Annotated in this window: 23 protein-coding genes; 12 read left to right on the forward strand and 11 right to left on the reverse strand. The window is 41.1% G+C overall.

All coding sequences use genetic code 11. The features are described 5' to 3' along the window. Window positions 1–390 precede the first annotated feature (390 nt). On the forward strand, window positions 391–2,064 hold the full coding sequence (locus DUL71_RS09870; RefSeq protein WP_114937932.1) for a hypothetical protein: 1,674 nt from the start codon (window positions 391–393) through the stop codon (window positions 2,062–2,064). Here DUL71_RS09870 and DUL71_RS09875 read toward each other — a convergent pair. After that, the gene (locus DUL71_RS09875) at window positions 2,061–2,927 is read right to left on the reverse strand and encodes a fructosamine kinase family protein (RefSeq protein WP_114937933.1); all 867 of its coding nucleotides are present in this window, start codon (window positions 2,925–2,927) and stop codon (window positions 2,061–2,063) included. The two genes, DUL71_RS09870 and DUL71_RS09875, sit on opposite strands and share 4 nt — an antisense overlap. Before the next feature lie 92 nt (window positions 2,928–3,019). Here DUL71_RS09875 and lepA point away from each other — a divergent pair, with 92 nt between their 5' ends. Both lepA and DUL71_RS09885 read left to right on the forward strand, forming a co-directional pair. Then, complete coding sequence (gene lepA / locus DUL71_RS09880; RefSeq protein ID WP_114937934.1) at window positions 3,020–4,807, forward strand: translation elongation factor 4; 1,788 nt, start codon at window positions 3,020–3,022, stop codon at window positions 4,805–4,807. Window positions 4,808–5,193: 386 nt separating this feature from the next. Continuing rightward, entirely contained in the window at window positions 5,194–6,075 is an 882-nt protein-coding gene (locus tag DUL71_RS09885; protein WP_114937935.1) for a bifunctional 5,10-methylenetetrahydrofolate dehydrogenase/5,10-methenyltetrahydrofolate cyclohydrolase, read from the forward strand. A gap of 61 nt (window positions 6,076–6,136) precedes the next feature. Here DUL71_RS09885 and DUL71_RS09890 read toward each other — a convergent pair whose 3' ends face one another. The 3 genes from DUL71_RS09890 to DUL71_RS09900 all read right to left on the reverse strand — a co-directional run bounded on the left by DUL71_RS09890 (window position 6,137) and on the right by DUL71_RS09900 (window position 8,033). After that, a complete protein-coding gene (locus tag DUL71_RS09890) occupies window positions 6,137–6,475 on the reverse strand; it encodes a Rieske (2Fe-2S) protein (RefSeq protein WP_114937936.1) in 339 nt (112 codons plus the stop codon). Continuing rightward, the gene (locus DUL71_RS09895) at window positions 6,472–7,191 is read right to left on the reverse strand and encodes a hypothetical protein (RefSeq protein WP_114937937.1); all 720 of its coding nucleotides are present in this window, start codon (window positions 7,189–7,191) and stop codon (window positions 6,472–6,474) included. The genes DUL71_RS09890 and DUL71_RS09895 overlap by 4 nt, the downstream gene beginning before the upstream one ends. Window positions 7,192–7,268: 77 nt before the next feature. Then, a complete protein-coding gene (locus DUL71_RS09900; RefSeq protein WP_114937938.1) occupies window positions 7,269–8,033 on the reverse strand; it encodes a hypothetical protein in 765 nt (254 codons plus the stop codon). 261 nt (window positions 8,034–8,294) lie between these two features. Between DUL71_RS09900 and DUL71_RS09905 the strand changes: the two genes are divergently transcribed. From DUL71_RS09905 to DUL71_RS09915, 3 genes are read left to right on the forward strand one after another with little or no spacing between them, the layout of a single operon-like run. Beyond that, window positions 8,295–8,918, forward strand: coding sequence for a 7-carboxy-7-deazaguanine synthase QueE (locus DUL71_RS09905; protein WP_114937939.1), 624 nt, complete (start codon window positions 8,295–8,297; stop codon window positions 8,916–8,918). Between the two features lie 39 nt (window positions 8,919–8,957). After that, the gene (locus tag DUL71_RS09910; RefSeq protein WP_114937940.1) at window positions 8,958–10,862 is read left to right on the forward strand and encodes an OmpA family protein; all 1,905 of its coding nucleotides are present in this window, start codon (window positions 8,958–8,960) and stop codon (window positions 10,860–10,862) included. Between the two features lie 42 nt (window positions 10,863–10,904). Beyond that, window positions 10,905–11,558, forward strand: coding sequence for a carbohydrate-binding protein (locus tag DUL71_RS09915; protein ID WP_208645519.1), 654 nt, complete (start codon window positions 10,905–10,907; stop codon window positions 11,556–11,558). A gap of 54 nt (window positions 11,559–11,612) precedes the next feature. On the opposite strand, the gene recQ is transcribed toward DUL71_RS09915, so the two are convergent. Further along, window positions 11,613–13,805 carry a DNA helicase RecQ gene (recQ, locus tag DUL71_RS09920; RefSeq protein WP_114938523.1) on the reverse strand — a complete coding sequence of 731 codons (2,193 nt, stop codon included), beginning with the start codon at window positions 13,803–13,805 and terminating at the stop codon, window positions 11,613–11,615. A gap of 261 nt (window positions 13,806–14,066) precedes the next feature. Between recQ and DUL71_RS09925 the strand changes: the two genes are divergently transcribed. Beyond that, complete coding sequence (locus DUL71_RS09925) at window positions 14,067–15,152, forward strand: mannose-1-phosphate guanylyltransferase (protein WP_114937941.1); 1,086 nt, start codon at window positions 14,067–14,069, stop codon at window positions 15,150–15,152. A 71-nt stretch (window positions 15,153–15,223) separates the two neighbouring features. Here the strand turns inward: DUL71_RS09925 and rlmB are convergent, their stop codons facing one another. Next, window positions 15,224–15,994, reverse strand: coding sequence for a 23S rRNA (guanosine(2251)-2'-O)-methyltransferase RlmB (rlmB, locus tag DUL71_RS09930; RefSeq protein ID WP_114937942.1), 771 nt, complete (start codon window positions 15,992–15,994; stop codon window positions 15,224–15,226). Between the two features lie 305 nt (window positions 15,995–16,299). Between rlmB and dnaB the strand changes: the two genes are divergently transcribed. Further along, a complete protein-coding gene (gene dnaB / locus DUL71_RS09935) occupies window positions 16,300–17,868 on the forward strand; it encodes a replicative DNA helicase (RefSeq protein WP_114938524.1) in 1,569 nt (522 codons plus the stop codon). A 78-nt stretch (window positions 17,869–17,946) separates the two neighbouring features. Here the strand turns inward: dnaB and chrA are convergent, their stop codons facing one another. Further along, complete coding sequence (chrA, locus tag DUL71_RS09940) at window positions 17,947–19,146, reverse strand: chromate efflux transporter (RefSeq protein WP_114937943.1); 1,200 nt, start codon at window positions 19,144–19,146, stop codon at window positions 17,947–17,949. A 141-nt stretch (window positions 19,147–19,287) separates the two neighbouring features. Next, window positions 19,288–19,629 (reverse strand): tetratricopeptide repeat protein, encoded by a 342-nt coding sequence (locus tag DUL71_RS09945; RefSeq protein ID WP_114937944.1) that lies wholly within the window; start codon window positions 19,627–19,629, stop codon window positions 19,288–19,290. Between the two features lie 45 nt (window positions 19,630–19,674). On the opposite strand from DUL71_RS09945, the gene DUL71_RS09950 reads away from it, so the two are divergent. From DUL71_RS09950 to DUL71_RS09965, 4 genes are all read left to right on the forward strand, one after another. Beyond that, window positions 19,675–20,412 (forward strand): electron transfer flavoprotein subunit beta/FixA family protein, encoded by a 738-nt coding sequence (locus tag DUL71_RS09950; protein WP_114937945.1) that lies wholly within the window; start codon window positions 19,675–19,677, stop codon window positions 20,410–20,412. Window positions 20,413–20,441: 29 nt separating this feature from the next. Then, window positions 20,442–21,419, forward strand: a complete 978-nt coding sequence (locus tag DUL71_RS09955; protein ID WP_114937946.1) for an electron transfer flavoprotein subunit alpha/FixB family protein — start codon at window positions 20,442–20,444, stop codon at window positions 21,417–21,419. Between the two features lie 22 nt (window positions 21,420–21,441). Then, window positions 21,442–22,041, forward strand: a complete 600-nt coding sequence (locus DUL71_RS09960; protein ID WP_112575568.1) for a bifunctional nuclease family protein — start codon at window positions 21,442–21,444, stop codon at window positions 22,039–22,041. Between the two features lie 216 nt (window positions 22,042–22,257). After that, a complete protein-coding gene (locus DUL71_RS09965; RefSeq protein ID WP_114937947.1) occupies window positions 22,258–23,517 on the forward strand; it encodes a nucleoside permease in 1,260 nt (419 codons plus the stop codon). 292 nt (window positions 23,518–23,809) lie between these two features. Here DUL71_RS09965 and rplT read toward each other — a convergent pair whose 3' ends face one another. The 3 genes from rplT to infC all read right to left on the reverse strand — a co-directional run bounded on the left by rplT (window position 23,810) and on the right by infC (window position 25,088). Then, window positions 23,810–24,154, reverse strand: a complete 345-nt coding sequence (gene rplT, locus DUL71_RS09970) for a 50S ribosomal protein L20 (protein WP_022829871.1) — start codon at window positions 24,152–24,154, stop codon at window positions 23,810–23,812. Window positions 24,155–24,235: 81 nt separating this feature from the next. Further along, complete coding sequence (rpmI, locus tag DUL71_RS09975; protein WP_022829872.1) at window positions 24,236–24,436, reverse strand: 50S ribosomal protein L35; 201 nt, start codon at window positions 24,434–24,436, stop codon at window positions 24,236–24,238. Window positions 24,437–24,521: 85 nt separating this feature from the next. Next, window positions 24,522–25,088, reverse strand: coding sequence for a translation initiation factor IF-3 (gene infC / locus DUL71_RS09980; RefSeq protein WP_091207084.1), 567 nt, complete (start codon window positions 25,086–25,088; stop codon window positions 24,522–24,524). Window position 25,089: the final 1 nt, after the last annotated feature.

The following is a 25,089-nucleotide window of genomic DNA, read 5'->3' on the forward strand; positions in this document are numbered from 1 at the left end:
TTAAAATAACATTATAATATGTAAAGCCCGGGCCGGATGGTTCGGGCTTTTTTTGAACTTATCGATATCATCCGAAAAAAAACTTATTGAGATATTAAATAAAGGTTATATAATTTTTAACCTATTCCCACCTTATTTATTCGCACCAGCCACAAAAAAACACAAGAAACTGATAAACAGGACACTATAAATAAATTCTAAAACTTTAAAGAGTAACGAAACCTGAAACCTAAACTATACGTTAAAACACCCATAACTACACTACTACTCATATTCCTGAAACTTTAATTAAAAAAATAACTCCGAAAGGTTCATGGGATAGTTATGCGGTTTCCGCTGCCTCTGAAAACATTAAATATGTTTTTTATTAAAATTTATTAATTGTAGCTTATGAGCACAAAATTACACCGGGGCATGCAAATCGTATTTCACAGTAAAATACTGGCAGTCATTCTGTTTTCTACCTTTTTATTCAGCAGGTGTCGTCCGGAGCGGCTTACTCCGCCTGCACAAAACTCTGAAAAAATGTCTGCCGGCGTCATCGACGCTTCCGGTAAATTAAGATTAAACTCGTACAGCGGTGTCGGCGTCCAGTTAAAAGATATGTTTGGCATTAACGCATATGAATGGAATTTTTTGCAGGACCCGGCTAACCCCAACCTGAAAAGCACCATTTATGAAACTAATATGGCGCTCATTAAATCATTCAGCGGGGTTAGGCATTACCTGGGTTGGGCCCGGATGGAAAGCACCAAAGGCAATTATACCTTCAGTCCAACACATGAAGGCAGTTGGGATTACGACCTTATTTATAACCGCTGCAAGCAGGAGGGCATATTGGTTTTGGCCGATATAAAAAATTGTCCACCGTGGTTGGTTAGCACCTACCCCAATGATATGCAAGACCTTGAAAACGCGCCGCTTCTTTATGGTTTAAGCAAGGCCGATCCGGCAAGTTATGTTGAACAGGCACGTATGGCATTTCAATTTGCAGCCCGCTACGGCTATAATGCCAATGTGGACAGGTCCTTGGTAAAGGTTGACTCAAGCGTGCGGTGGACTAACGATCCGCCAAACCAGGTTAAAGTAGGAATGAGCGTAGTATCGTACGTTGAATGCGATAACGAACGCGACAAATGGTGGAAAGGCCCGGCAACACAACAAACCGCTGAAGAATACGCGGCCAACATGTCGGCTTTTTATGATGGAGATAAAGGCAAGCTCGGCAAAAATGCCGGTGTAAAAAATGCCGATCCTAACATGAAAGTTGTTATGGGTGGTTTAGCTACCTGCAACGTAGATTTCGTAAAGAAAATGGTAGAATGGTGCCGTACCAATCGCGGTTACCGTGCTGATGGAAGTGTAGATCTTTGTTTCGATATCATCAATTACCACTATTACAATAATAACGGTAATATATTAACGCATCAATCTGCAACTATTGGTCTGCCACCTGAACTATCTATGGCCGGTCAAATTGCCGATTCATTTGTTCAATATGCAAACTCTTTGACTAAACCTCTCCCTGTTTGGGTAACCGAATCAGGTTATGATATAAACCAAGGGAGTTATCAGAAAGCGCTGTATGTTGGTGATAAGTTACCGAAAGACACCCAGGCTGACTGGATTTTAAGAACTTCGTTACTTTATATCCGCCATGGTATTCAGCGCGTATTTTACTACCAGCTTTTTGACGATACCCCAAATGTTGATGTTCAGTATGCTACTTCTGGTCTGGCCGAAAACGGTAAACGCAGGCCAGCGGCAGATTTTATATTGCAAACATCAAAATTAATGGGCAGTTACACCTATTCCGGAACCGTGAATGCAGATCCGCTGGTTGACAAGTACATATCGGGATCACAAACCATGTATGCGCTCACAATTCCCGACTTCAGGGCACGTACAGGTACTTATACGCTTGATCTGGGTACTCCTAAAGCAAATATCTACACACTAAAAACAGGTGCAGATGAAGCAGTGAAAACCCAGGTTAATACCGTGGACGGTAAACTAACCGTAACTGTATCTGAAACGCCGATCTTTGTGCAAGGCACCAACTAAATAAATACCGAAAGACTATCCCTTACCTGTTTGGCGTACATACCGCCAAACAGGTTTACATGTACCAATAGCGGATATAAGTTCCAAAGTTTAAGCCTTTGTTGCCAACCATTCTGCAAAGGAAATTCCGAATTATAGGCTTCGTAAAAAGCACGGTCAAAACCACCAAAAAGTGTAGTCATTGCAATATCAAACTCGCGGTTGCCAGAGCTAACGGCTGGATCAATCAAATAGGGCTTTCCTTCAACATCAATTAAATAATTACCACTCCAAAGATCGCCGTGTAATAATGTCGGTGGCTCTTCTGTAAACAAACCCGGAAGTTTTTTATACAGCTCATCAAATTTACGTGCGTCATTTTGGGTGAGTTCTTTTTTATCTACTGCCATTTTAACCATGGGCTGCAATCTCTCCTCAAAAAAAAAACGGGCCCAGCTATCGTGTCTTTTATTGCTTTGATGGAGTGATCCCATATAGTTATCCGTATAGAAACCATGTTGTTTCGCCGTGCTACGATGCATTTGTGCAAGCCGTAATCCCAGTAATTGAGATGAGTTTGTGTTGCTATCTCCCGCTTCTATATAGTTCAGAACGAGATAGCTTTCGTTCTGAGTATCCCCCTGCAAAACGACTTCGGGTACAGCTATTGTATTTGTTTCGCGAATTGCCGATAAACCCTGCTCCTCACACTTAAACATACCTGGGAATTTATGAAGGCTGTTTATTTTAATAAAATAATCACCTTGAGTGGTTTGCAAACGATAGCTCTGGTTAATATCGCCTCCACTTACCGGATTAGCGCGTTTTACAGTGATATTTAATCTTGATTCCACATCATTTATGATATCTGCAGATACAGCCATTTCGTTCGGGTCTTATTAAAATAAACATTTCAAAATAGTTAATTTATTAGCTGATACAAATTATCGGTTTAAAAAGTTATTTTTGCGGTTCAATGGAGCATATTCGTAATTTTTGTATCATAGCACATATCGACCACGGCAAAAGCACACTTGCCGATAGGTTATTAGAGTATACTAACACTATAACCCAGCGCGAATCGCAGGCACAATTGCTTGACGATATGGATTTAGAACGCGAACGCGGTATTACCATAAAAAGCCATGCCATACAGATGGACTATGAGCTTGATGGTCAAAAATACGTACTCAACCTGATCGACACGCCTGGGCACGTGGATTTTTCATACGAGGTATCACGCTCTATCGCTGCCTGTGAAGGCGCATTGCTAATTGTTGACGCAGCACAGGGTATTCAGGCACAGACTATTTCAAACCTGTATCTTGCTTTGGAGAATGATCTGGAAATCATCCCTATTTTGAATAAAATGGACCTTCCGGGCGCCATGCCTGAGGAAGTAAAAGACCAGATCGTTGACCTCATTGGCTGTAAACGAGAAGAAATCCTTGCTGCATCAGGTAAAACCGGTATGGGGGTGCATGATATTCTTCGTGCTATTGTTGAGCGTGTACCGGCACCTGTTGGTGATCCGAAAGCTCCGTTGCAGGCGCTTATTTTCGACTCGGTATTTAACTCGTTCCGCGGTATCATCGCTTACTTTAAAGTTGTTAACGGCGAAATCCGCAAAGGTGATAAAGTGAAGTTCGTTGCTACCGAAAAGCAATATCTTGCCGATGAAGTTGGTACATTAAAACTGCGCCCACTGGCTAAGGATGTGATCAAAACCGGCGATGTAGGCTATATCATCTCGGGCATCAAAGAAGCTAAAGAGGTTAAAGTAGGTGATACCATCACCCAGGTTGACCGCCCGTGCGAAGTAGGTATCCAAGGCTTTGAAGAGGTAAAACCAATGGTATTTGCCGGCATTTACCCCGTTGATACTGAAGATTACGAAGAACTGCGCGAATCAATGGCAAAACTGCAGCTAAATGATGCCTCATTGGTTTTTGAACCGGAATCATCAGCGGCTTTAGGCTTTGGTTTCCGTTGCGGATTTTTAGGGATGCTGCACATGGAGATCATCCAGGAACGTTTGGAGCGCGAGTTTAACATGACGGTGATCACCACTGTGCCCAACGTATCATATTTAGCCCATAATACCAAAGGTGATACGTTTACGGTAAATAATCCGTCAGACCTCCCTGATCCAAGTAAAATTGACTTTGTAGAAGAGCCATATATCAAGGCTACCATAATCACAAAATCTGAATTTGTTGGCCCGGTAATGTCGCTTTGTATCCAAAAACGTGGTACCATTACTAATCAATCATACCTTACATCCGAGCGTGTCGAGTTGATTTTTGAAATGCCGATGGGCGAGATCGTATTTGATTTTTACGATAAGCTGAAAACCATTTCAAAAGGCTATGCATCATTTGATTATCACCAGATAGGTTACCGCCAGTCTGACCTGGTAAAACTGGATATCCGCCTGAACAGCGAGCCTGTTGACGCTTTATCATCCCTGATCTTCCGTGGTAACTCCTATGATTTTGGTAAAAAGATCTGCGAGAAATTAAAAGAACTTTTACCGCGTCAGCAATTTGAGATCATTATCCAGGCTTCTATCGGTGCCAAGATCATCGCCCGTGAAACAGTTAAAGCGCTACGTAAAGATGTTACAGCAAAATGTTATGGTGGTGATATCTCCCGTAAACGTAAACTGTTAGAAAAACAGAAACAAGGTAAAAAACGCATGCGCCAGGTAGGTAACGTTGAGATACCACAATCGGCATTCATGGCAGTTTTGAAGTTGGATTAATCCCTCAACTCCTTTGAAGGGAAGCGAGGGTGAGTAAATTGATATATTCTGTACAGGTTAGTTACATATTTTACAGCAACCGGGTTTGTTAAACATATTCATTTAGGAGACTTTGTTTATGGTAAGTGGATTGTATATGATGCCGACGAACCGAAATATTATATTGATGCTTTCAATAAAGATGCGGACTCAAGTAAAATTATATTTGAAATGCTCCTGAATAATAAAACAGAAACCATTGAAAGTATCATCAACAAGATCAATCAAAATCACGGATTAAAATTATCCCTGGATAACAGGCCTTTTATAAAAGTACGAGTAAAGTCAGAGCCGGTAAATTTGAGTTTACCCCCATTGCCTGATCACTTCGTTAAACATATTTAACAATGCAGCTTTTAGACGGAAAATACGTTTCAGAAAAACTTAAGGTTGAAATAGCTGAAGAAGCAGCTAAAATATTAGAAAAAACAGGTCGCAAGCCACATTTGGTTGCAGTACTGGTTGGTCATGACGGCGGCAGCGAAACCTACGTAGCCAGCAAAATGAAAAACTGCGAAAAGGTTGGCTTCAAATCGTCATTAGTACGTTATGAAGATGATGTTACCGAAGAAGAATTACTAAAAAAAGTTGAAGAGCTGAATGCCGATGCCGATATCGATGGCATCATTGTACAGCTTCCGTTACCAAAACATATCGACCCTGAAAAGGTAACTGAGCGTATTGATCATCGCAAAGATGTTGACGGATTCCACCCGGTTAACCTGGGCCGCATGCAGCGCAACCTTCCATCATTTATTCCTGCAACACCTTATGGTATTACCTTAATGCTTAAAGAATATGGCATTGAAACTGCAGGTAAACATTGTGTTGTTGTTGGTCGCAGCAATATTGTTGGCTCGCCTATGAGCATCCTGATGGCCCGTAACACTACGCCGGGCAATTGCACCGTAACCATTTGCCACAGCCGCACTCCTGATATTAAAAAATTCACACTTGACGCCGATATCCTGATTGTAGCCATTGGCAAAAAGAATTTCATTACTGCGGATATGGTGAAAGATGGTGTGGTAATAGTTGACGTAGGCATGAACCGCGAAAGATCAACCACAACAAAATCGGGCTTTAAGCTTTACGGCGATGTTGATTTTGAAAATGTTGCGCCTAAATCATCATGGATTACCCCTGTACCGGGCGGTGTCGGCTTGATGACCATTGTTGGTTTGCTTAAAAATACTTTGGCTTCAGCTAATAAAGAGGTTTATAAATAGTGAGTAGTTTATGATGTTGATTAGGTGAGTGGTTTCTTTTTCCATTCACTTAATCAACCGCTCACTTAAACCCCAATCTTAACTTATCCCAAATTGAGTTTACTCCGATATAAACACCATCATCCCTCATTTCAACCGGATAAGTTTCAATAAAATCGTTTTGTCCTTCGCCCCCTTTACCTGTTTCCAGATCGTAAGTATAGCGATGATACGGGCAAACAATTAGTTTTCTGACACATAAGCCCTCACTTAAATCTGCGCCTGCGTGTGGGCATTTAGCTGATACAGCATAAAGTTTACCTTCAAAACCTACCAGGCAAATACTTTTACTACCAGCCTTGACCTTTTTTATAAACGTGCCCTCTATATCGATTATTCCCGAAGCTTTATACCATTTCATTTCTCGAATATATTAACAGAAGCATTCAAATCCGAATAGACAGGATCGAATCTGAATTTTTCATAAGCTATTCGGGATAACAAGATCTTTACCGGCAGGACCTCTTTGAACCCGTTCATATCATAATGGTATACAAACTTCTTTTCATTAGTATCCCACTCAAAGCCAAGAGTTATTAAAGGATGTCGAGATGCTATATCATCGTCATCAATATCTGTTGAATAAACCAAATTGCGGTGATGGGAGCTCAACTGATGAGTGATTTTTAAAAGCTCTCCGGAAATTTCAAAATCAAGATTAAAGTTTTCTTCTGCACTCAGGCGTAACCTGAATTTTCTTATTCGCTTTTCATACAGATCGAATAATGCATCGTCAATTACCTGACTATCATTAAAATAATGATCATTTTGCTGCTCGCTTAGTTTTTCAAGTTCGCTTCTCTTTTGGGCTATTACATCTTTATAGAAAGAAAAACGTTCACTATCTTCAAAAGAGTTCATCCATTTAAGCCATCTTTCAATTTCGTCCTTTTTATAATAAAAAGGATCTTTAAAACGCTTTAATACACCAAGATGATTGTTTAAACGCCAAAGGCCTTCCTGTTGATGGTGAGCATATAGATAATCGTACTCAGCAAGGCTTCTCTTAATTGACATTTCAAGATTTTCCTTTTCACCTTCAAAATATTCTATGATTTGGTCAAGGTCAGATTTCATGAGCACAAGTTATGTACTGCAAATTTCCGAATCTAATATTACGCCAACATTTCTTAATATTATTGAACTAACTGATTTTAAAAATCTATTTTTAAATTCATCACATTAGGATTCTTTATAACCTCATCCATACTGGTAACAAGGGTTACTTCCCTCCTGTCGGCCGAGAGCATGGCCTTTGAATTATTGATCTTTTTAACCGGGTGGGCAAACCTCAGTATCACTTTGTAGGGCATATCAATAAGCATCGCCTTAGCCATCATGAATGTGGCCTGGGTTTTCTTTAAAAAAGCATTGAATTTCGCCTTATCAATAATGCGGTAAAATTTATGTGGAGTTATATCGTACGAGTAATAATCCTGCCCACCAACCATTTGCCGGGCATCAAAGGGTTTATTTGCTTTATCCGTAGTTGTTATCGCACTGATTTGGGTGTTGAGTGCTATTTTTGACACATTTTGCAAGTAGTACTGTAAATCAGTGGCATTTTTTGCGGTATGGTTAAGCGTTACTTTCATAACGCTTTTTTTAAGGTTCATATTCACGGTAAGCTCGCTGCTCTTGGCCATCTCAATTTCTTCGGCCTTTAGCTTTTGCTGCGCACTATCGGGTATAGCGCTATAAAAATTGAGCGTAGTGTCCTTAACTAAACTAAATTGCGGGGTTTGCTTAACCGAATCGGACATCAAATTAACCAATACAGACACTGCCCTGCTCATATCAAAAGCATAGGCAACCTTACAGGTTCCGTCGCTTTTAAAATTGTAATGCTCTTCAATATCCACGCATGAACTAAAACAAAGCATTACCAATAATAATAAAGGAAGGTAAAGTTTTTTCATACCCGGATAAAAATTAAGCGTTACCGAAACAGTTAAAGCATTTTTACGAATTTCAGGTTAATTGGTTATCTTAAAATTAAAGTAATAATACCAATTATTAATGAAATGATAAAGGTAAAAGGAAATTTCGCGTAGTAGCCTGTCAAAAATACCACCACGCAATCTCATATCCGGAACTCCACTTCCATATTAGTGTAACCTTTTACCTTTCACCTTTCTGCTTTTACCTATCTTTCAGTACCTTTGCACCCTTAAATAACTATGGCACACCAAATACCAGACGACGGCACGTTGCTTCCTTTAATGGAAGAGTTTTACACGATACAAGGCGAAGGATACAATACAGGCAAAGCTGCGTATTTTATTCGCCTGGGCGGCTGCGATGTAGGTTGCCATTGGTGCGACGTTAAAGAAAGCTGGGATGCTGAGCTGCACGCGCTTACCGCTGCCGACACTATTGTAAACAACGCGGCCTTGCACCCCGCAAAAGCCGTTGTAGTAACCGGTGGCGAGCCGCTAATATACAATCTCGACTATTTAACCCACCAACTACACGAAAAGGGAATAAAAACCTTTATTGAAACTTCCGGCGCTTACCCGCTTTCCGGCGATTGGGATTGGATTTGCCTTTCGCCTAAAAAATTCAAGGCCCCCACACCACATGTAGCTGAATGTGCCCATGAATTAAAAGTGATCGTATTCAATAAGTCCGACTTTGAATGGGCCGAGTATCATGCCAAAATGGTATCGCCCGACTGCAAACTATACCTGCAGCCTGAATGGTCAAAAGCAAAGGAAATGACTCCGCTTATTGTTGATTATGTGAAAGAAAACCCGCAATGGGAAATTTCATTGCAAACACATAAGTATCTGAATATCCCATAATCTTTGTAACTTACGGATATAAATTATCCTAAGTTATAAATGAGAATAGCAATTTTCTTGGTGCTTGCATTGTGTTTGCCTGCTTTGCTTTGTGCCCAGCAGCCTGCCCGGTATTCATCGTCCAATAAAGAAGCTATAAAATATTTTGCCTTAGCCTATCAAAACCTGGATCAGCATCTTTATGATGAAGCCATTCAAAATTCGTTGAAGGCTGTTGGCGAAGATCCTAAATTTGTAGAAGCCCATCTACTGCTTGGCGACCTATACCGGATGAAACGCCTGTATAAGCCGGCTGTAGAACATTATACTAAAGTTATTTCGTTAAGCCCGGAGTTTAACCGGGGCGCCTACCTCAAAGCTGCTGAAATGGAAATTCATGACGCCAGTTATGCACCGGCCCAGCAGCATCTTGAAAAATACCTTACTTATCCCGATCTTAGCCCTGAAAACATCACATATGCAAAAAAAATGCTTGCTGATGCTAAATTCGGCATCCAGGCTATGGCTCATCCCGTCCCCTTTAAACCCATAAATATCGGGCCCGAAATAAACACGGCGAATGATGAATACCTTCCTGTAGCCACAGCCGATGAAAGCACCCTAATATTTACCCGCAAAATAAATAACAACGAAGACTTTTATAAAAGTGAGAAGGTTAATGCTCAATGGGGCACGGCCACGTATTTAAGTAACCAGATCAATACTGAAAAATATAATGAGGGGGCTCAATCCATATCGCAAGATGGTAAATATTTGTTTTTCACGGGCTGTAACCGGCCAGATGGCCTGGGGCGCTGTGATATTTACATAGCACAAAAAAAAGGTAACGACTGGGGAAAGCCTATTGATCTTAATCCGCCTATAAATACCGCGGGCTGGGAATCCCAGCCATCAATAAACGCCGACGGCCGAACACTCTATTTTGTAAGTAATCGTAAAGGAGGCTATGGCGGGTATGACATATGGAAAAGTACGCTTGGCGAAAAAGGCTGGGGCGAACCTGAAAACCTCGGTCCAAACGTAAATACTCCGTATAACGAGCAATCGCCATTTATACATCCCGACGATAGTACGCTTTATTTTAGTAGTGATGGCTGGCCGGGTTTAGGTGCAAAAGACCTGTTCGTTAGTCGCTTAGGTAAAGATGGCAAATGGCAAAAGCCCGAAAACCTGGGATACCCCATTAACACCAATGGAGATGAGGGCGGTTTATCATTAACTGCAAATGGCGACTACGCTTTCTTTTCATCAAATAACCTGAACGGATATGGCGGATACGATATTTATAAGTTTGAGCTCCCGGTAAATTTAAGGCCACGAGTGGTTACTTACGTTAAAGGATTTGTAAAAGACATTAAAACCAAACAGCCGCTGGAAGCCGCCATTGAAATTATCGACCTGGAAAGTAACCAGGTGGTTTACCAGGATTACAGTGACGAGGAAAAGGGTGATTTTTTAGCTACGCTTACCTCTGGTAAAAATTATGGTCTGAATATATCAAAAGGCGGATACCTGTTTTACTCTGAAAACTTTTCGCTTAAAAACTATAAAACCAAGAACCCCTTCAACATTGTAGCATTGTTATCGCCGATTGAAATTGGGAATAAGGTGATCCTTAAAAATATCTTTTTCGATACTAACAAGTATGATCTTGAAAAGGAATCAAAAGCAGAGCTGGCCAAGCTTATTGAATTTTTGGGGGTGAATCAAGCTATACGTATCGAAATCTCCGGCCATACAGATAACGTTGGTAACCATCAAAACAACCAGATATTATCCGAAAATCGCGCCAAGTCTGTTTATCAATATCTTGTGTCAAAAGGGATTGCCCCTGCCCGCCTTGTATACAAAGGCTACGGAGAAACGCAGCCTATAGCATCAAATACAACCGATGAAGACCGGGCTAAAAACAGACGTACCGAATTCATGATTATAGCTAAATAGCGTTTTAATACACTTATAAACAACCTAATCGGTCTTCCCTAAATGAAAAAGAGACTAATAATCATAACTGGCGCTGCAATAATTTTATGTGCTTTTATTTTAAACCATACCGGTAAACCATGGCAGGGTAAAATGCAGCAGCTTCCGGGCAGACTTGAATGTGAGTATTATGACGAGGGTGGCGAAGGAGTAGCCTACCATGACGCAGATAGCACAAACAATGGCAGTGGAAAACTAAACCCGGCTAACGGCTCGTTTCTGAATGAATTCCGGATGAAAGAAGGTGTTGATATTTCCTACGCTAAAACGGGCAACATTGATAACAATCCTTACAATAAGGTTCCGCGCGATATTAATAAACTATACGTGGGCTGGACACAACCCGGCGAATGGATCAACTACACGGTAAAAGTAAATAAAGCCGGCACCTACCCTATTGGCGTTTTATATACTGCTAACGGCAATGGAATCATCTCGGTTGATATCGATGGCAAAGATGCAACCGGCCCTTTGAATATCAACACGACACATGATGACCGTGATACTGTTGCCTGGCGCCAATGGCATCATTGGAATTCATCTGACTCAATAGGCTCAATAACTTTGAAAAAGGGAGTTCATGTACTTACCCTGCACATTATTACTAATGGCAACATGAATCTTGACTTTCTCAATTTTGGAAAGAGCCTTAAATAAAACAGCCTTCAGAATTCAATCCAAAGGCTGTTTATAGTATAAAATATTATATCGTTAGTTTCCTAACTCTGACATAAACTTGATACGCATCAATTGTACCTCTTCGCGCGTGTAATCATCGCTGCCAAGCTCTGCTAATGCTTCATCGATAGAATCGGCTTCGGCAGTACGGAAATAATCAAATACTTCTTCCTGCTTATCCTCGTCAATTACCTCATCAATGTAATAGTTCAGGTTAAGCTTTGTACCCGAGTTAACAATAGTTTCAACTTCTTTCAGGATCTCCTCATACGTAAGACCTTTTGAAGCAGCAATATCATCCAGGTTTAAATGCCTGTCAATATTTTGGATGATAAATACCTTAAGCGCCGACTTATTAGCCGCGCTTTTGATTACCATATCAATAGGGCGGTCAATATCATTATCCTCTACGTATTTCTGAATCAGATCAGTAAAGGGCTTTCCGAATTTTAAGGCCTTACCTGCACCAACACCCGAAATCTGTTTCAGTTCTTCGGTATTGATTGGATAGTGGGTACACATTTCTTCCAAAGACGGATCCTGGAATATTACAAACGGAGGCAATCCTTTTTGTTTGGCCAGCTTTTTACGCAGCTCCTTAAGCATTTGCAGCAATTGCGTATCAAGCGCGCCTCCGCTTTGTTTTGGCCCGTCATCGTCGCTATCATCGTCGGTAGCTTCCATAACTTTATTTAAAACAAAACGAATACTATGCGGATTGTCGATAAAGGAATTCCCGCTTTTGGTAAGCCTTAACAGTCCGTATTGGTCAATATCCTTTGAAATATAGTTATTGAGCAAAGCTTGCCTTAAAAGTGAATTCCAGAGGTTTTTTCCCTGCTCTTTGCCCGCGCCATAATAATCAAGGTGATCATGCTCATAATTTTTGATCTGCGCGTTTTCTTCGCCCATCAATATGCTGATGATGTGGTGATCATCAAACTTCTCACCTATGTGCTTGATCAGGCTTAGTGCCCTGTGCAGGTGTTCTTCAGCATCAAAATGATCTTTGTGCGTGCAGCAGTTATCGCACATATTGTTACAGCCCGCCTCATTAAAGTTTTCACCAAAATAATGCAGCAATTGCTTACGGCGACAAACTGAAGATTCACAGTAATCAATAACCTCTTTAAGTATCTGGGTACCTATTTCGCGTTCTGAAACAGGTTTATCCTTCATGAATTTCTGAAGTTTATCAATATCTTTTTCTGAATAAAAGGCAACGCAAACACCTTCGCCTCCGTCGCGCCCAGCCCTTCCGGTTTCCTGGTAATACCCTTCCATACTCTTAGGTACATCGTGGTGTATTACGTAACGAACATCGGGTTTGTCGATACCCATACCGAAGGCGATAGTAGCAACAATAACGTCAACATCTTCCATCAGGAATTTATCTTGAGTATCGGCACGTACTTTAGGATCAAGCCCGGCATGATATGGCAGGGCCTTCACGCCATTAAGATTGAGTACCTCTGCCACTTCCTCCACCTTTTTACGGCTAAGGCAATACACTATACCAGATTTTCCCTGATTTTGCTTAACAAATTTTACAATCTCTTTTATAACGTTGCGCTTAGCCCTTACTTCGTAAAAGAGGTTACCGCGGTTAAAAGATGATTTAAATACAGTAGCGTTATTCATTTGCAGGTTTTTTTGAATATCCTGCTGAACTTTTGGAGTAGCTGTGGCTGTTAAAGCAATGATAGGTATATTTTCGCCTATGTTGCTGATCACCTGGCGTATTTTACGGTATTCGGGTCTGAAATCATGACCCCATTCCGAAATACAGTGAGCCTCGTCAACGGCAACAAACGATACATGATTCAGGCGTAAGAAATCGATATTTTCCTGCTTAGTTAGTGACTCCGGTGCAACGTACAGCAATTTGGTTTTACCGGCTAGTACGTCTTCCTTAACCCTGGCTATTTCTGATTTTGTAAGTGATGAGTTTAAAAAGTGGGCTATACTATCTGATCCTCCAAACGCCCTGAGCTGATCTACCTGATTTTTCATCAAGGCTATCAGTGGTGAAATTACGATGGCTGTGCCATCGCTCATCAAGGCTGGTAACTGATAACACATCGATTTGCCGCCACCGGTAGGCATGATAACAAATGTGTCATTGCCGGCCAGGATGTTGGTTATTATCGCTTCCTGTTCTCCCTTAAAATTATCAAACCCGAAAAAATTCTGGAGATTGTCAAATAGCGATTTCTTTGTTTCTATCATTATTTTAACAAATTCTTAAATTGTATTTAAAAGTTTAAAGTAACAAAATTTTCTAAATAAACGATGGATTTACTTTTAAATTTTGTGTAAAAATGATGATTAAATGAAAAACAATTTCTTTAATTACTCATTTAAAATACCAGTCAAATTGGCATTTAACTATGCTGTTAAATTATTTAGCAACACTTAATGGATAATTAACAAATTAATACACATTTTTACGGTCGATATACCAAATTTTAAATTCTTTACTTTCTCATGAATAAAAACTATTATGCGATAATTATGGCAGGAGGGATTGGCAGCCGCTTTTGGCCGATAAGCCGTACATCGCACCCTAAACAGTTTATCGATATACTTGGTACCGGTAAAACTTTAATACAAAATACCTACGAACGATTCCTGAAAGTATGTCCCAAAGAAAATATTTACATCGTTACTAACGAAAACTATACAAAACTTGTAAAACACCAGCTTCCCGATTTGGAGGATCAGCAGATCCTTACAGAGCCCGTAATGCGTAACACAGCACCGTGCGTTGCCTACGGCTGTTTTAAAATTGAAAGCCTTAATCCGGATGCGGCCATTGTTGTGGCCCCTTCAGATCAACAGATTCTCGACGAAGATGCCTTTGTATCAGCTATCGAAAAATCTTTGCAAACAGCATCTTCAAATGATTACCTGATAACCCTGGGCATTAAACCATCAAGGCCCGATACCGGTTACGGGTACATTCAATATACAGACAATGTTATCAATGATGAGTTTCATAAAGTAAAAACCTTTACCGAGAAACCAACCCTGGAGATTGCTAAAACCTTCATCCAAAGCGGCGACTTTTTATGGAACGCAGGCATCTTTGTTTGGTCGGCAAAAGCTATTGTGAAAGCCTTTGGCCAACACCTGCCCGAAATGCACGAAATTTTTGCTGACGCCAGACCGGTTTATAACTCAGACGATGAAAAACCTTATGTTCATAAAGCATACCAGCAATGCGTTAACATCTCGATAGACTACGGCATTATGGAAAAAGCCGATAACGTGTACGTTTTACCATCGGATTTTGGATGGAGCGATCTGGGCACCTGGGCTTCTATATATGACCTTGCCGAAAAAGATTATGTAGGGAATGCTGTGATTCCGGCCGAAAAAGTGATCATGTACGATTCATCAAACTGTATGGTAAATGTACCGGGTGAGAAACTGGTAATACTACAAGGCCTACACGATTTTATCGTAGTAGAATCAAACAATTCCCTGCTCATTTGCCCTCGCGACCAGGAGCAAAACATCAAGCAGGTTGTTGCCGATGTAAAAAATAAATTTGGAGCTAAGTATATTTAGTATTTAGAGATTGGAGGCTGGAGATTAGAGATTAGTTAAAGGCCATTTTTCTAATCTCCAATCTCTTATCTCTAATTAACTGACAACGAGCGTTGTCTTATCGCCTCGTACAAGATGATCCCTGTTGACACGGAAACGTTCAATGATTCTATTTCGCCAAACATAGGGATCTTGGCCAGGTGATCTGAGATGCGAATGATTTCGTTACGGATACCGTCTTCTTCCGATCCCATCACTATAGCAGTAGGTACGGTATAATCAGGCTTGTAAATATTATCCTGCGTTTTTTCTGTACAGCAAACCAATTGCAAGCCCGATTCCTGCAGAAAGCGTACAGTTTGCATAAAATTATCATGTCTGCAAACAGGGATCTTATATAATGCTCCGGCAGATGTCTTGATGGCATCCGGATTGATCTGGGCCGAACCTTTAGCCGGGATCACAATGGCGTGTACTCCTGCGCATTCGGCAGTACGGGCGATAGCACCCATGTTTCGCACATCGGTAATGCTGTCTAAAACCAAAATTAAAGGCGTCTCCCCTTTCTCAAATACCTCTGGTATAATGTTCTCGATCTTCTGATAAACAATGGGCGAAATTACAGCAATAACCCCCTGGTGGTTTTTCTGGGTAATGCGGTTCAGTTTTTCAATCGGGACCTGCTGTGCTGTTATCTGGTACTCGTTCATGAGCTCTTTAAGCTCCTGAATCAAGCCTCCGCTAATGCCTCTTTGTATAAATAATGCCTCGATCTCTTTACCCGAACGGATAGCTTCCACTACCGCCCTGATACCAAAAACCATTTGATTGCTTTCGCGCTGAGGCCTTGAATTAAATGCCATTTTATGATTTGAATTTTGGCAAAAGTAGCTATATTAATTGATTAAGCCGTTATTGAACTGATAACCCTTTTCGGTTTATCGCCGTTTACCCACTTATGCTATCAACATCGCAAAACTTTATTAACATCGGTTCAAATATCTGAAAATCAAACCTTCCAAACTTCCTTAAAAAGTTATCCACACCCGGGTGTTTATTAAAAAGCTTTAAATTATCGCCCTGTGTATGATTATTTTAAAATGTCGATACACTATGTTAGGTGTTTACTTTGCCCGGCGAAACATTTTTTGTATATTTTTGTACCCTTATGAGTTTTGAGAATAACAACCAGTATAACAAGCCGAACACATTTGAACGCCGTAGCCGGATCACCAATCCAACTCCATTTATCGGGGGTGGCAAATTGCAGCCTCAGGCTACGGATTTGGAGGAGGCTGTTTTAGGTGCGCTCATGCTGGAGAAAGATGCCCTTTCATCAGTTATAGATGTTTTAAAGCCAGAAGTTTTTTACCAGACCAATCACCAAAAGATCTTTTCTGCCATAAAAATCCTGTTTGAAAAAACACAACCTGTAGATATCCTTACCGTTACTGCCGAATTGCGCAGGTTAGGCGAGCTTGAAATGGTTGGCGGCGCCTACTATATTACCGAACTTACCAGCCGTGTTGCATCGGCAGCAAATATCGAGTTTCACTCACGTATCATCATCCAGAAATTCATTCAACGGGAGCTGATCCGTATCTCTACAGAAGTGATCAACAATGCGTACGAGGATACTGCCGACGTATTCGACCTGTTGGATATGGCTGAAAAGAACCTGTTTGAAATTGCACAGAGTAACTTACGCAGGGATGCCCGTAATATGGACGATCTGGTACATGAGGCCTTGCGTGATATCGAAGCACTAAAAGATAAGAAAGATGGTTTAACAGGTGTCGCATCCGGCTTTACAGGCCTTGATCGTATGACCTCAGGCTGGCAAAAATCAGATTTGGTGATCATCGCGGCTCGTCCGGCGATGGGTAAAACAGCCTTCGTATTAAGTTGCGCCCGTAACGCGGCGGTTGACTTTGACAAACCCGTGGTTGTGTTCTCGCTCGAGATGTCGTCGGTACAGTTGGTTAATCGTTTGATTGCAGGTGAAGCCGAAATTGAGCAAGAAAAGATCCGTAAAGGCACACTTGAAGAATGGGAATGGCAACAGGTCCACTCCAAAATTGGCCGACTTGAAAAAGCTACTTTCATTATTGATGACACTCCGGCCTTAAATATATTCGAGTTCAGGGCAAAATGCCGTCGTTTAAAATCGCAATATGATATCCAGTTAATCATCATCGACTACCTTCAACTAATGCATGGTAAAGCCGAAGGTAAAGGTGGTGGTGGTAACCGTGAGCAAGAGATCAGTAGTATTTCACGTGCTTTAAAATCGGTTGCCAAGGAGCTTAGTGTACCGGTTATCGCACTTTCGCAGCTAAGTCGTGCGGTAGAGAGCAGGCCGGGTAACTCAAAAAGGCCAATGCTTTCAGACTTACGTGAATCGGGCGCTATTGAGCAAGATGCCGACATGGTACTGTTCCTTTACCGTCCGGAGTATTACGGTTTAACTGAGGATGAAGATGGTAACCCAACCCAGGGTGTTGGTGAGGTTATCATCGCCAAACACCGTAACGGTGAAACAGGTACGGTACGACTGAAATTCGTGGGTAAATACGTTAAATTCGCTAACCTCGAAGAAGGTATGGACGGTTTCCCTCCTCCTGCTGGAGGTAATGCTTTCGCAGGCCTTGCTCCTTCTCAGGATTTTGAAAAACAAAGCAACTTTATTATCCGTCCTTCAAGAATGGATGATATGGACGATGAGCCACCGTTTTAATCTAATTTCGGAATTTGGATTTTCGATTTCGGATTTATTAAATGTAAAACTCCGAAATCGAAACTCCGAAATCCCTAATCAAAATATCATCCCCAAAATCACACCGATAATAATCACTATCGGTGTTTTTATTTTGGTGAAATGCAATACGAGGAACGTGCCTATCATCAGTACGTAGGCTATCCAGTTTAGGCCAAAAGGTTTAACCAGCAAGATCAGGGCAGTCGCCATAAAACCTACAGCTACCGCGTTAATACCACTTAAAGAGTTTTTTATGCGGGTTATCTTTTTCAAATCTTCCCAGAAAGGCACTATAAATAGTATCAATATCAGCCCGGGAGTATTGATGCCGATAACAGCAACCAGGCTACCAATCACCTGCCCCCAAATGTTATAACCTTTATTACCAAGGGTTATTCCCCCTAAAAACGAGGTAAAGGAGAAAGTTGGCCCCGGTAAAGCCTGCTGAAGTGCGTAACCGGATAAAAATTCTGACCGGCCCAAATAATGTTTTACCTCAACAAATTCGGTATACATTAAGGGAACAAGCACCTGGCCCCCGCCAAAAATTAGGATACCGTTACGATAAAAGTTCTCGAATAAGCGGATTGGCAAGCTGAAAGGAGATGTTTGATTAACCAAAGCACCCAATGCCGCAAAAAACAATAATATACCGACGAAGTACCCTACTTTATTGGGATTTACATTTGAATAAAGTTTGACCCTCAGCTCGTTTTCATGCTGCTGCGTTTCCATCGCTGATGAAATAATCCCTCCAAGTAATATCAAAAGCGGGAAAGCATAAGCATTTTGCAGGATCAGTGTAACAATTAACGAACCGACTGCAAGCATTCTGCTCACCTTTGTTTTTAAAAACTTATTGGCAAATGTATATGTTGCGTAGGCTACGATACCTACAGCGATCGGCTGTACATAACTGATTACATGAGCAAATTTAGCCTTATTAGCAAACATATTATAACTGATTGCAGCCATACACATAATGGCCGCCGAAGGCAAAATCCAAATCAGGAATGTGATGATAGCCAGTCGTAACCCTCCTACTTTCCAGGCTATCCCAACCAGCGTTTGGGTTGATGAAGGACCGGGTAAAACCTGTGATAAGGCGTTGAGCTCCATTAGTTCATCCTCGGTAATATATCTCCGCTTTTCAACAAACTCGCGCAGCAAAACCGCTATGTGGGCTTGAGGGCCACCAAAAGCGGTAAAAGTATAGATCAGCACATCCCTTAGGAACACAAGTTGCCGTTGTTTCATTTGCTAAAGCTGTTCATAGTTTATAGATGATGGTTAATGGGGACAATATTATAGCGGAAACACTATGGTTATTTCAAACAACTCACAAAAGAATGAAATGGTTAAGAAATACTCAAAATTGCCATGATCCATGAACTAAAATCAATAATCGTCATCGTCTTCTTCAAAACCCATTGCCTGCCTGTATACCGCCTGCAATTCAGAAAAAGCATGGTTATCGCGCTTTTCTTTGGTCACTTTCATGCCGGTTTCGTAAGTTTTAATGGCATCGTCCTTACGGTTTAGCGCTTCATAAAGCTTACCTAAATGATAATAGGTGCCCACATAACCGGGGTGGTTATTTACAAGGTCTTCATAATAGGCAAGCGCCTTATCTATCTCATTCAGACGCAGATATTCTGTTGCAAGGGCGTATTTCAGAAACTCGTCATCCGGTTCATTTTTTATAAATTCCAACAGCTTATTCAATCTGCTCAACTCCATTTTAAACTCTATCTTTTTTAATTAAATTTGCAAAAACCTATTGATATGAAGATTCTGGTATGTGTAAGTAATGTTCCTGATACCACCACAAAAATAACTTTTACTGATAACAACACGCAATTTAATACAAACGGTGTTCAGTTCATACTAAACCCCTATGATGAAATAGCTCTCGCACGCGCCATTGAATTAACCGATGGCGGTAAAGGTACGGTAACGGTAATTAACGTTGGTGACGCAAGTACAGAGGCCACTATTCGTAAAGCTTTGGCAATTGGCGCTACTGATGCAGTACGTGTAAACGCTAAACCTCACGATGCCTGGTATGTAGCGTATCAGATTGCCCAATATGTAAAAGCAAACCCATTTGATCTGATCCTGACCGGCCGTGAGTCTATTGATTATAACGGATCGAAAGTTGCCGGTATGCTTGGCGAGTTGCTTGATATTCCATCTGTATCTATCATCAAAAAATTAGATGCCGGTGACACTGAAGCAACCGTTGAACGCGAGATTGAAGGCGGTAAAGAAGTGTTAACTATCCCCTATCCTTTTGTGGCGGGCGCTGCCGAAGGTGTGGCTGAACCTAAAATACCTAACATGCGTGGCATCATGTCGGCGCGAACCAAGCCGCTTGCTGTTATTGAGCCGACTGAAGTTAAAACCTTTTCGGAAATTGTTAGTTATGAAACACCTGCCCCTCGTGGCCAGGTGAAACTTGTAGCTGCCGACGATACCGCCAAACTGGTTGAGCTGCTGCATGCCGAAGCTCGTGTAATATAAATTATGATCTAAATCACTAACAGATAACTATGTCAGTCTTAATATATGCGGAAAATGCCGGGGGGAAATTCAAAAAATCAATTTTTGAAGCCGTTTCTTATGCCCGCGCTATTGCCGATCAAAATAATACTTCTCTTACCGCTGTTTCTATAGGTAAAGTTGATGCCGCTGAATTAGCTTTATTGGGCAAATACGGTGCTGATAAAGTGCTTAATGTATCTGGCGACAAATTGAAAGATTTTGTAAACCAAGCCTACGCTTCGATAATTGCCGAAGCTGCAAAAAAAGAGGGTTCGGCTGTTGTAGTATTATCCAATACGTTTTCTGGTCGTGGTTTGGCGCCAAGAGTTGGCGTAAAACTTGAAGCTGGTGTAGCAGATGGTGTTGTAGCATTGCCGGTGCAGGAAGGCGGCTCTTTTAAAGTTAAAAAGACTGCCTTTTCGGGTAAAGCTTTCGCTACTGTCGAGCTTAGTTCGGCAATAAAAGTTATCGCGCTCGTACCTAATTCATACAAAGTTGTTGAAACAGGTGGCACAGCCCAGGTTGAAGACTTCAGCGTTGAAACCAAAGCCTCTGACTTTAAGGCCATGATCAAAGAAATTGTTCGTTCAACCGATAAAGTTTCTCTGCCTGATGCAGAGATCGTAGTTTCTGCCGGTCGGGGTTTAAAAGGCCCTGAAAACTGGGGAATGATAGAAGAGTTGGCAAACCTTTTAGGAGCAGCTACCGCATGCTCAAAACCGGTATCAGATGCCGGTTGGAGACCACATAGCGAACACGTTGGACAAACAGGTATAGCTGTCAGTCCAAATTTGTATATTGCAGTAGGAATTTCAGGTGCTATTCAGCACCTGGCCGGGGTAAGTTCATCAAAAGTTATTGTAGTCATAAACAAAGATCCGGAAGCACCGTTTTTTAAGGTAGCAGATTACGGAATTGTGGGCGACGCTTTTGAAGTGCTCCCTAAATTAATAGCAGCCGTTAAAGAATATAAAGCTTCAGCATAAATACAGGGTGATGGGGAATAACATGAAAAAAATAAAGCTTGATATTGTCGGCTTATCTTATAGTCAAACCCAATCGGGTGCTTACGCTCTTGTTTTGGGCGAAGTAAGTGGCCGTCGTCGCTTGCCTATCATTATCGGCAGCTTTGAAGCTCAAGCTATAGCCATCGAAATTGAGAAGATGACTCCAAGCCGCCCACTTACGCACGACTTGTTCAAGAGCTTTGCCCAGGCTTACCAGATCGAGGTGCAGGAAGTGATCATTTACAATTTGGTTGATGGTATATTTTATGCAAAACTTATCTGTAGTGATGGAAAGCGCTCGGTGGAAATAGATGCACGTACTTCTGATGCCATTGCTGTAGCAGTACGTTTTGACTGCCCTATCTTCACCTATGAGTTCATCTTGTCAACCGCAGGCATTGTAATAGAAGGTAATGACTTTGTTTACCTGGAGAATATTAACGAGGCCCCTGAAGAAAAATCAGTTAGCGCCTCGGTAAGCGGTTATGCTTCTATCAGCACTGAAGAACTTAAAACTAAGTTACAGGAAGCTTTGGCAGAAGAATCATATGAAAAAGCTGCCAAAATTCGTGACGAACTTAATAAGCGTAAAGCATCGTGAGGATTTCGGAATTCGGATTTTCGATTTTAGATTTTCTTGACTGTTCCATTTGAGATACAATTCTAATAACCTCAATATTATATAAACAGAAACCTGATCCCGGGTTTCTGTTTACCAATAGTAATTTCTACAACGGTAGTTTTCTCATTTACATTTATTTCACTACTTTCCGTTTTTAATTTAACACTGACTAAATTTATTTAAACCCGTTACCGTATGAATATTAAGTTCCGCTTAATACTGATGAATTTTATGCAATTCTTTATCTGGGGGGCGTGGTTGCTAACCATCGGTGCGTATTGGTTTCAGGATAAACATTGGTCAGGTGCACAATTTGGTGCCATATTTAGTACAATGGGCATTTCGGCTATATTTATGCCGGCCCTTACCGGCATTATAGCTGACAGGTTTATCAATGCTGAAAAATTATATGGTATCATGCATATCCTCGGTGCCTGCTCCCTTTTTATCTTGCCGCAAATAACTAATCCTTCTGCTTTTTTTTGGGTGATGCTGATTAATATGGTGTTTTATATGCCAACTCTTTCACTTTCAATTACAGTGGCATATTCAGCATTAAAAAGCGGCAATAAGGACGTAGTAAAAGACTACCCCCCCATCAGGATCTGGGGAACTATCGGGTTCATCGCCGCCTTATGGACGGTGAGCTTAACACATAACGAAACATCGCCAAACCAGTTTTATATTGCTTCGGCTGTAGCGCTTGCACTTGGGCTTTACTCATTTAGCCTTCCAAAATGCCCGCCTCTTTCTTCAAAAACAACCAATAAATCATTTGTTGATTCATTGGGACTCAACGCGTTTAAATTATTCAAAGATCCTAAGTTTGCCATCTTCTTTGCTTTTTCTATGCTATTGGGCGCAGCATTACAGCTTACTAATGCTTATGGTGATACATTCATTCAGGATTTCAAAAACATAGCCATTTATAAAGATTCTGTCGGCGTTAAGTACCCGGCCATTATCATGTCGATATCTCAGTTCTCTGAGACATTCTTCATTTTGGCTATACCATTTTTCTTAAGAAAGTTTGGTATCAAATACGTGATGCTGTTCAGTATGCTGGCTTGGGTGTTAAGGTTCGGTCTTTTTGCATTTGGCGATCCTGCGGGCGGTTTATGGATGATCATTTTATCATGTATTGTTTACGGCATGGCTTTCGATTTCTTCAATATATCGGGCTCCTTATTTGTAGAAACACAAGCCACTCCCGATATCAGGGCGAGTGCACAGGGTTTGTTTATGATGATGGTAAATGGCTTTGGTGCCTTTTTCGGAAGTATTGCAAGCGGTCTTATCATAGATCACTTTTTCTTGTTGCCAGGCGGCGCCAAAGATTGGCACGGTATCTGGCTTACATTTTCAGGTTATGCTTTAGTAATTGCCATCGTTTTTCCGTTTGTATTCAGGTACAAACATAACAAAGCATTGGTTGAGGCAATACAGCATGCATAATCTGAAATCTATGCTTTCAGAATAATTCCCTTTATCAATCCTACAAAGAATATTCATTCATATGAAACCCGCTTTAGATACATGCTAAAGCGGGTTTATTTTTTAGGACAGCCTAAATAGGCTCCTTTTCAAAGCTCAATTCGGGGGAATTAAAGTAAAACTGACTGGGACTATTTCGTTGAATTTACTATCCTGATAGCTAAAGCTGTTCGCGCTTCACAGAAATAAAAAATAAGAGTAAAACAAAAAAGGCCGCAAATTGCGGCCTTTTCCATGCATTTATAATGCGATATTATTTTACTGCATCAACAACTGCTTTGAAAGCATCTGGGTTGTTCATTGCTAAATCAGCTAATACCTTACGGTTTAAACCAATTTCTTTAGCGGCTAATTTACCCATTAACTGAGAGTAAGAAATTCCGTGCTGACGGGCACCAGCGTTAATACGTTGGATCCATAAAGCCCTGAACTCTCTCTTTTTGGTTTTACGGTCGCGGTAAGCGTATTGTAAACCTTTTTCAACTGTGTTTTTTGCAATGGTGTATACCTTGCTACGTGAACCCCAATAACCTTTGGCGAGGTTCATGATCCTTTTCCTGCGTCTTCTCGACGCTACTGCGTTAACTGAACGTGGCATCTTGTGTGTTTTTTGGTAGTGAGTGCCTGCATCTCGTGTGCCGGACTTAAAACTCTAATACCTGGTTTTAAAATTTGTGAATTACTTTCCGATACAAAGCATACGTTTTACGTTACCCATGTCGGCATCAGATACTAAGCTGGTGTGACCAAGGGCACGCTTACGTTTTGTCGACATCTTGGTTAAGATGTGGCTTTTGTATGCGTTTTTTCTTGCGATTTTACCGGTTCCAGTAAGCTTAAAGCGCTTTTTAGCACTGGAATTGGTTTTCATTTTTGGCATAACTCTATTTATTTGTGTTAGATATTAACGTTTCTCAACGTTTTATTTTCAAGCAGATGCGCATTTGCACATCTGCCTATTTTAATTACTTTTTAGCTGCCTTAGGTGCAAGGGTTAAAAACATCCTTTTTCCTTCAAGCTTAGGTAACTGCTCCACTTTACCAACTTCTTCCAATGCCTGGGCAAAACGAAGAAGTAAAATCTCACCTTGCTCCTTGTAAACAATGGCACGGCCCTTAAAGTGTACATAAGCCCTTACCTTTTCGCCAGATTCCAAAAACTTAATGGCATGCTTTAACTTAAATTCAAAGTCATGATCATCAGTATTCGGTCCGAAACGAATTTCCTTGATAACCGTTTGCTTGGCATTGCTCTTTATCTCTTTAAGCTTTTTCTTCTGCTCGTAAATAAACTTATTGTAGTCAGTTACTTTACAAACCGGCGGCACCGCGTTTGGAGATATTTCAACCAAATCCAATTCCTGCTCCTGCGCTATTGCAAGGGCATCTCTTAATGAGTAAACACCCTGCTCAACGTTATCACCTACAAGGCGAACTTCCTGAGCCCTAATGAATTGGTTTATGTTATGTTCGGCTTCTTTTTTCTTAAAAGGAAGCCTTGGTCCTCTATTGAAAGGTTTGTTTAATGCCAAG

The organism is Mucilaginibacter endophyticus (genome assembly GCF_003351025.1).
GTDB lineage: Bacteria > Bacteroidota > Bacteroidia > Sphingobacteriales > Sphingobacteriaceae > Mucilaginibacter > Mucilaginibacter endophyticus.

Coding starts and splice junctions, on each gene's coding strand:
- DUL71_RS09870 (WP_114937932.1), top strand. CDS start 391: ATGAGCACAAAATTACACCGGGGCATGCAAATCGTATTTCACAGTAAA.
- DUL71_RS09875 (WP_114937933.1), bottom strand. CDS start 2,927: ATGGCTGTATCTGCAGATATCATAAATGATGTGGAATCAAGATTAAAT.
- lepA (WP_114937934.1), top strand. CDS start 3,020: ATGGAGCATATTCGTAATTTTTGTATCATAGCACATATCGACCACGGC.
- DUL71_RS09885 (WP_114937935.1), top strand. CDS start 5,194: ATGCAGCTTTTAGACGGAAAATACGTTTCAGAAAAACTTAAGGTTGAA.
- DUL71_RS09890 (WP_114937936.1), bottom strand. CDS start 6,475: ATGAAATGGTATAAAGCTTCGGGAATAATCGATATAGAGGGCACGTTT.
- DUL71_RS09895 (WP_114937937.1), bottom strand. CDS start 7,191: ATGAAATCTGACCTTGACCAAATCATAGAATATTTTGAAGGTGAAAAG.
- DUL71_RS09900 (WP_114937938.1), bottom strand. CDS start 8,033: ATGAAAAAACTTTACCTTCCTTTATTATTATTGGTAATGCTTTGTTTT.
- DUL71_RS09905 (WP_114937939.1), top strand. CDS start 8,295: ATGGCACACCAAATACCAGACGACGGCACGTTGCTTCCTTTAATGGAA.
- DUL71_RS09910 (WP_114937940.1), top strand. CDS start 8,958: ATGAGAATAGCAATTTTCTTGGTGCTTGCATTGTGTTTGCCTGCTTTG.
- DUL71_RS09915 (WP_208645519.1), top strand. CDS start 10,905: ATGAAAAAGAGACTAATAATCATAACTGGCGCTGCAATAATTTTATGT.
- DUL71_RS09925 (WP_114937941.1), top strand. CDS start 14,067: ATGAATAAAAACTATTATGCGATAATTATGGCAGGAGGGATTGGCAGC.
- rlmB (WP_114937942.1), bottom strand. CDS start 15,994: ATGGCATTTAATTCAAGGCCTCAGCGCGAAAGCAATCAAATGGTTTTT.
- dnaB (WP_114938524.1), top strand. CDS start 16,300: ATGAGTTTTGAGAATAACAACCAGTATAACAAGCCGAACACATTTGAA.
- chrA (WP_114937943.1), bottom strand. CDS start 19,146: ATGAAACAACGGCAACTTGTGTTCCTAAGGGATGTGCTGATCTATACT.
- DUL71_RS09945 (WP_114937944.1), bottom strand. CDS start 19,629: ATGGAGTTGAGCAGATTGAATAAGCTGTTGGAATTTATAAAAAATGAA.
- DUL71_RS09950 (WP_114937945.1), top strand. CDS start 19,675: ATGAAGATTCTGGTATGTGTAAGTAATGTTCCTGATACCACCACAAAA.
- DUL71_RS09955 (WP_114937946.1), top strand. CDS start 20,442: ATGTCAGTCTTAATATATGCGGAAAATGCCGGGGGGAAATTCAAAAAA.
- DUL71_RS09960 (WP_112575568.1), top strand. CDS start 21,442: ATGAAAAAAATAAAGCTTGATATTGTCGGCTTATCTTATAGTCAAACC.
- DUL71_RS09965 (WP_114937947.1), top strand. CDS start 22,258: ATGAATATTAAGTTCCGCTTAATACTGATGAATTTTATGCAATTCTTT.
- rplT (WP_022829871.1), bottom strand. CDS start 24,154: ATGCCACGTTCAGTTAACGCAGTAGCGTCGAGAAGACGCAGGAAAAGG.
- rpmI (WP_022829872.1), bottom strand. CDS start 24,436: ATGCCAAAAATGAAAACCAATTCCAGTGCTAAAAAGCGCTTTAAGCTT.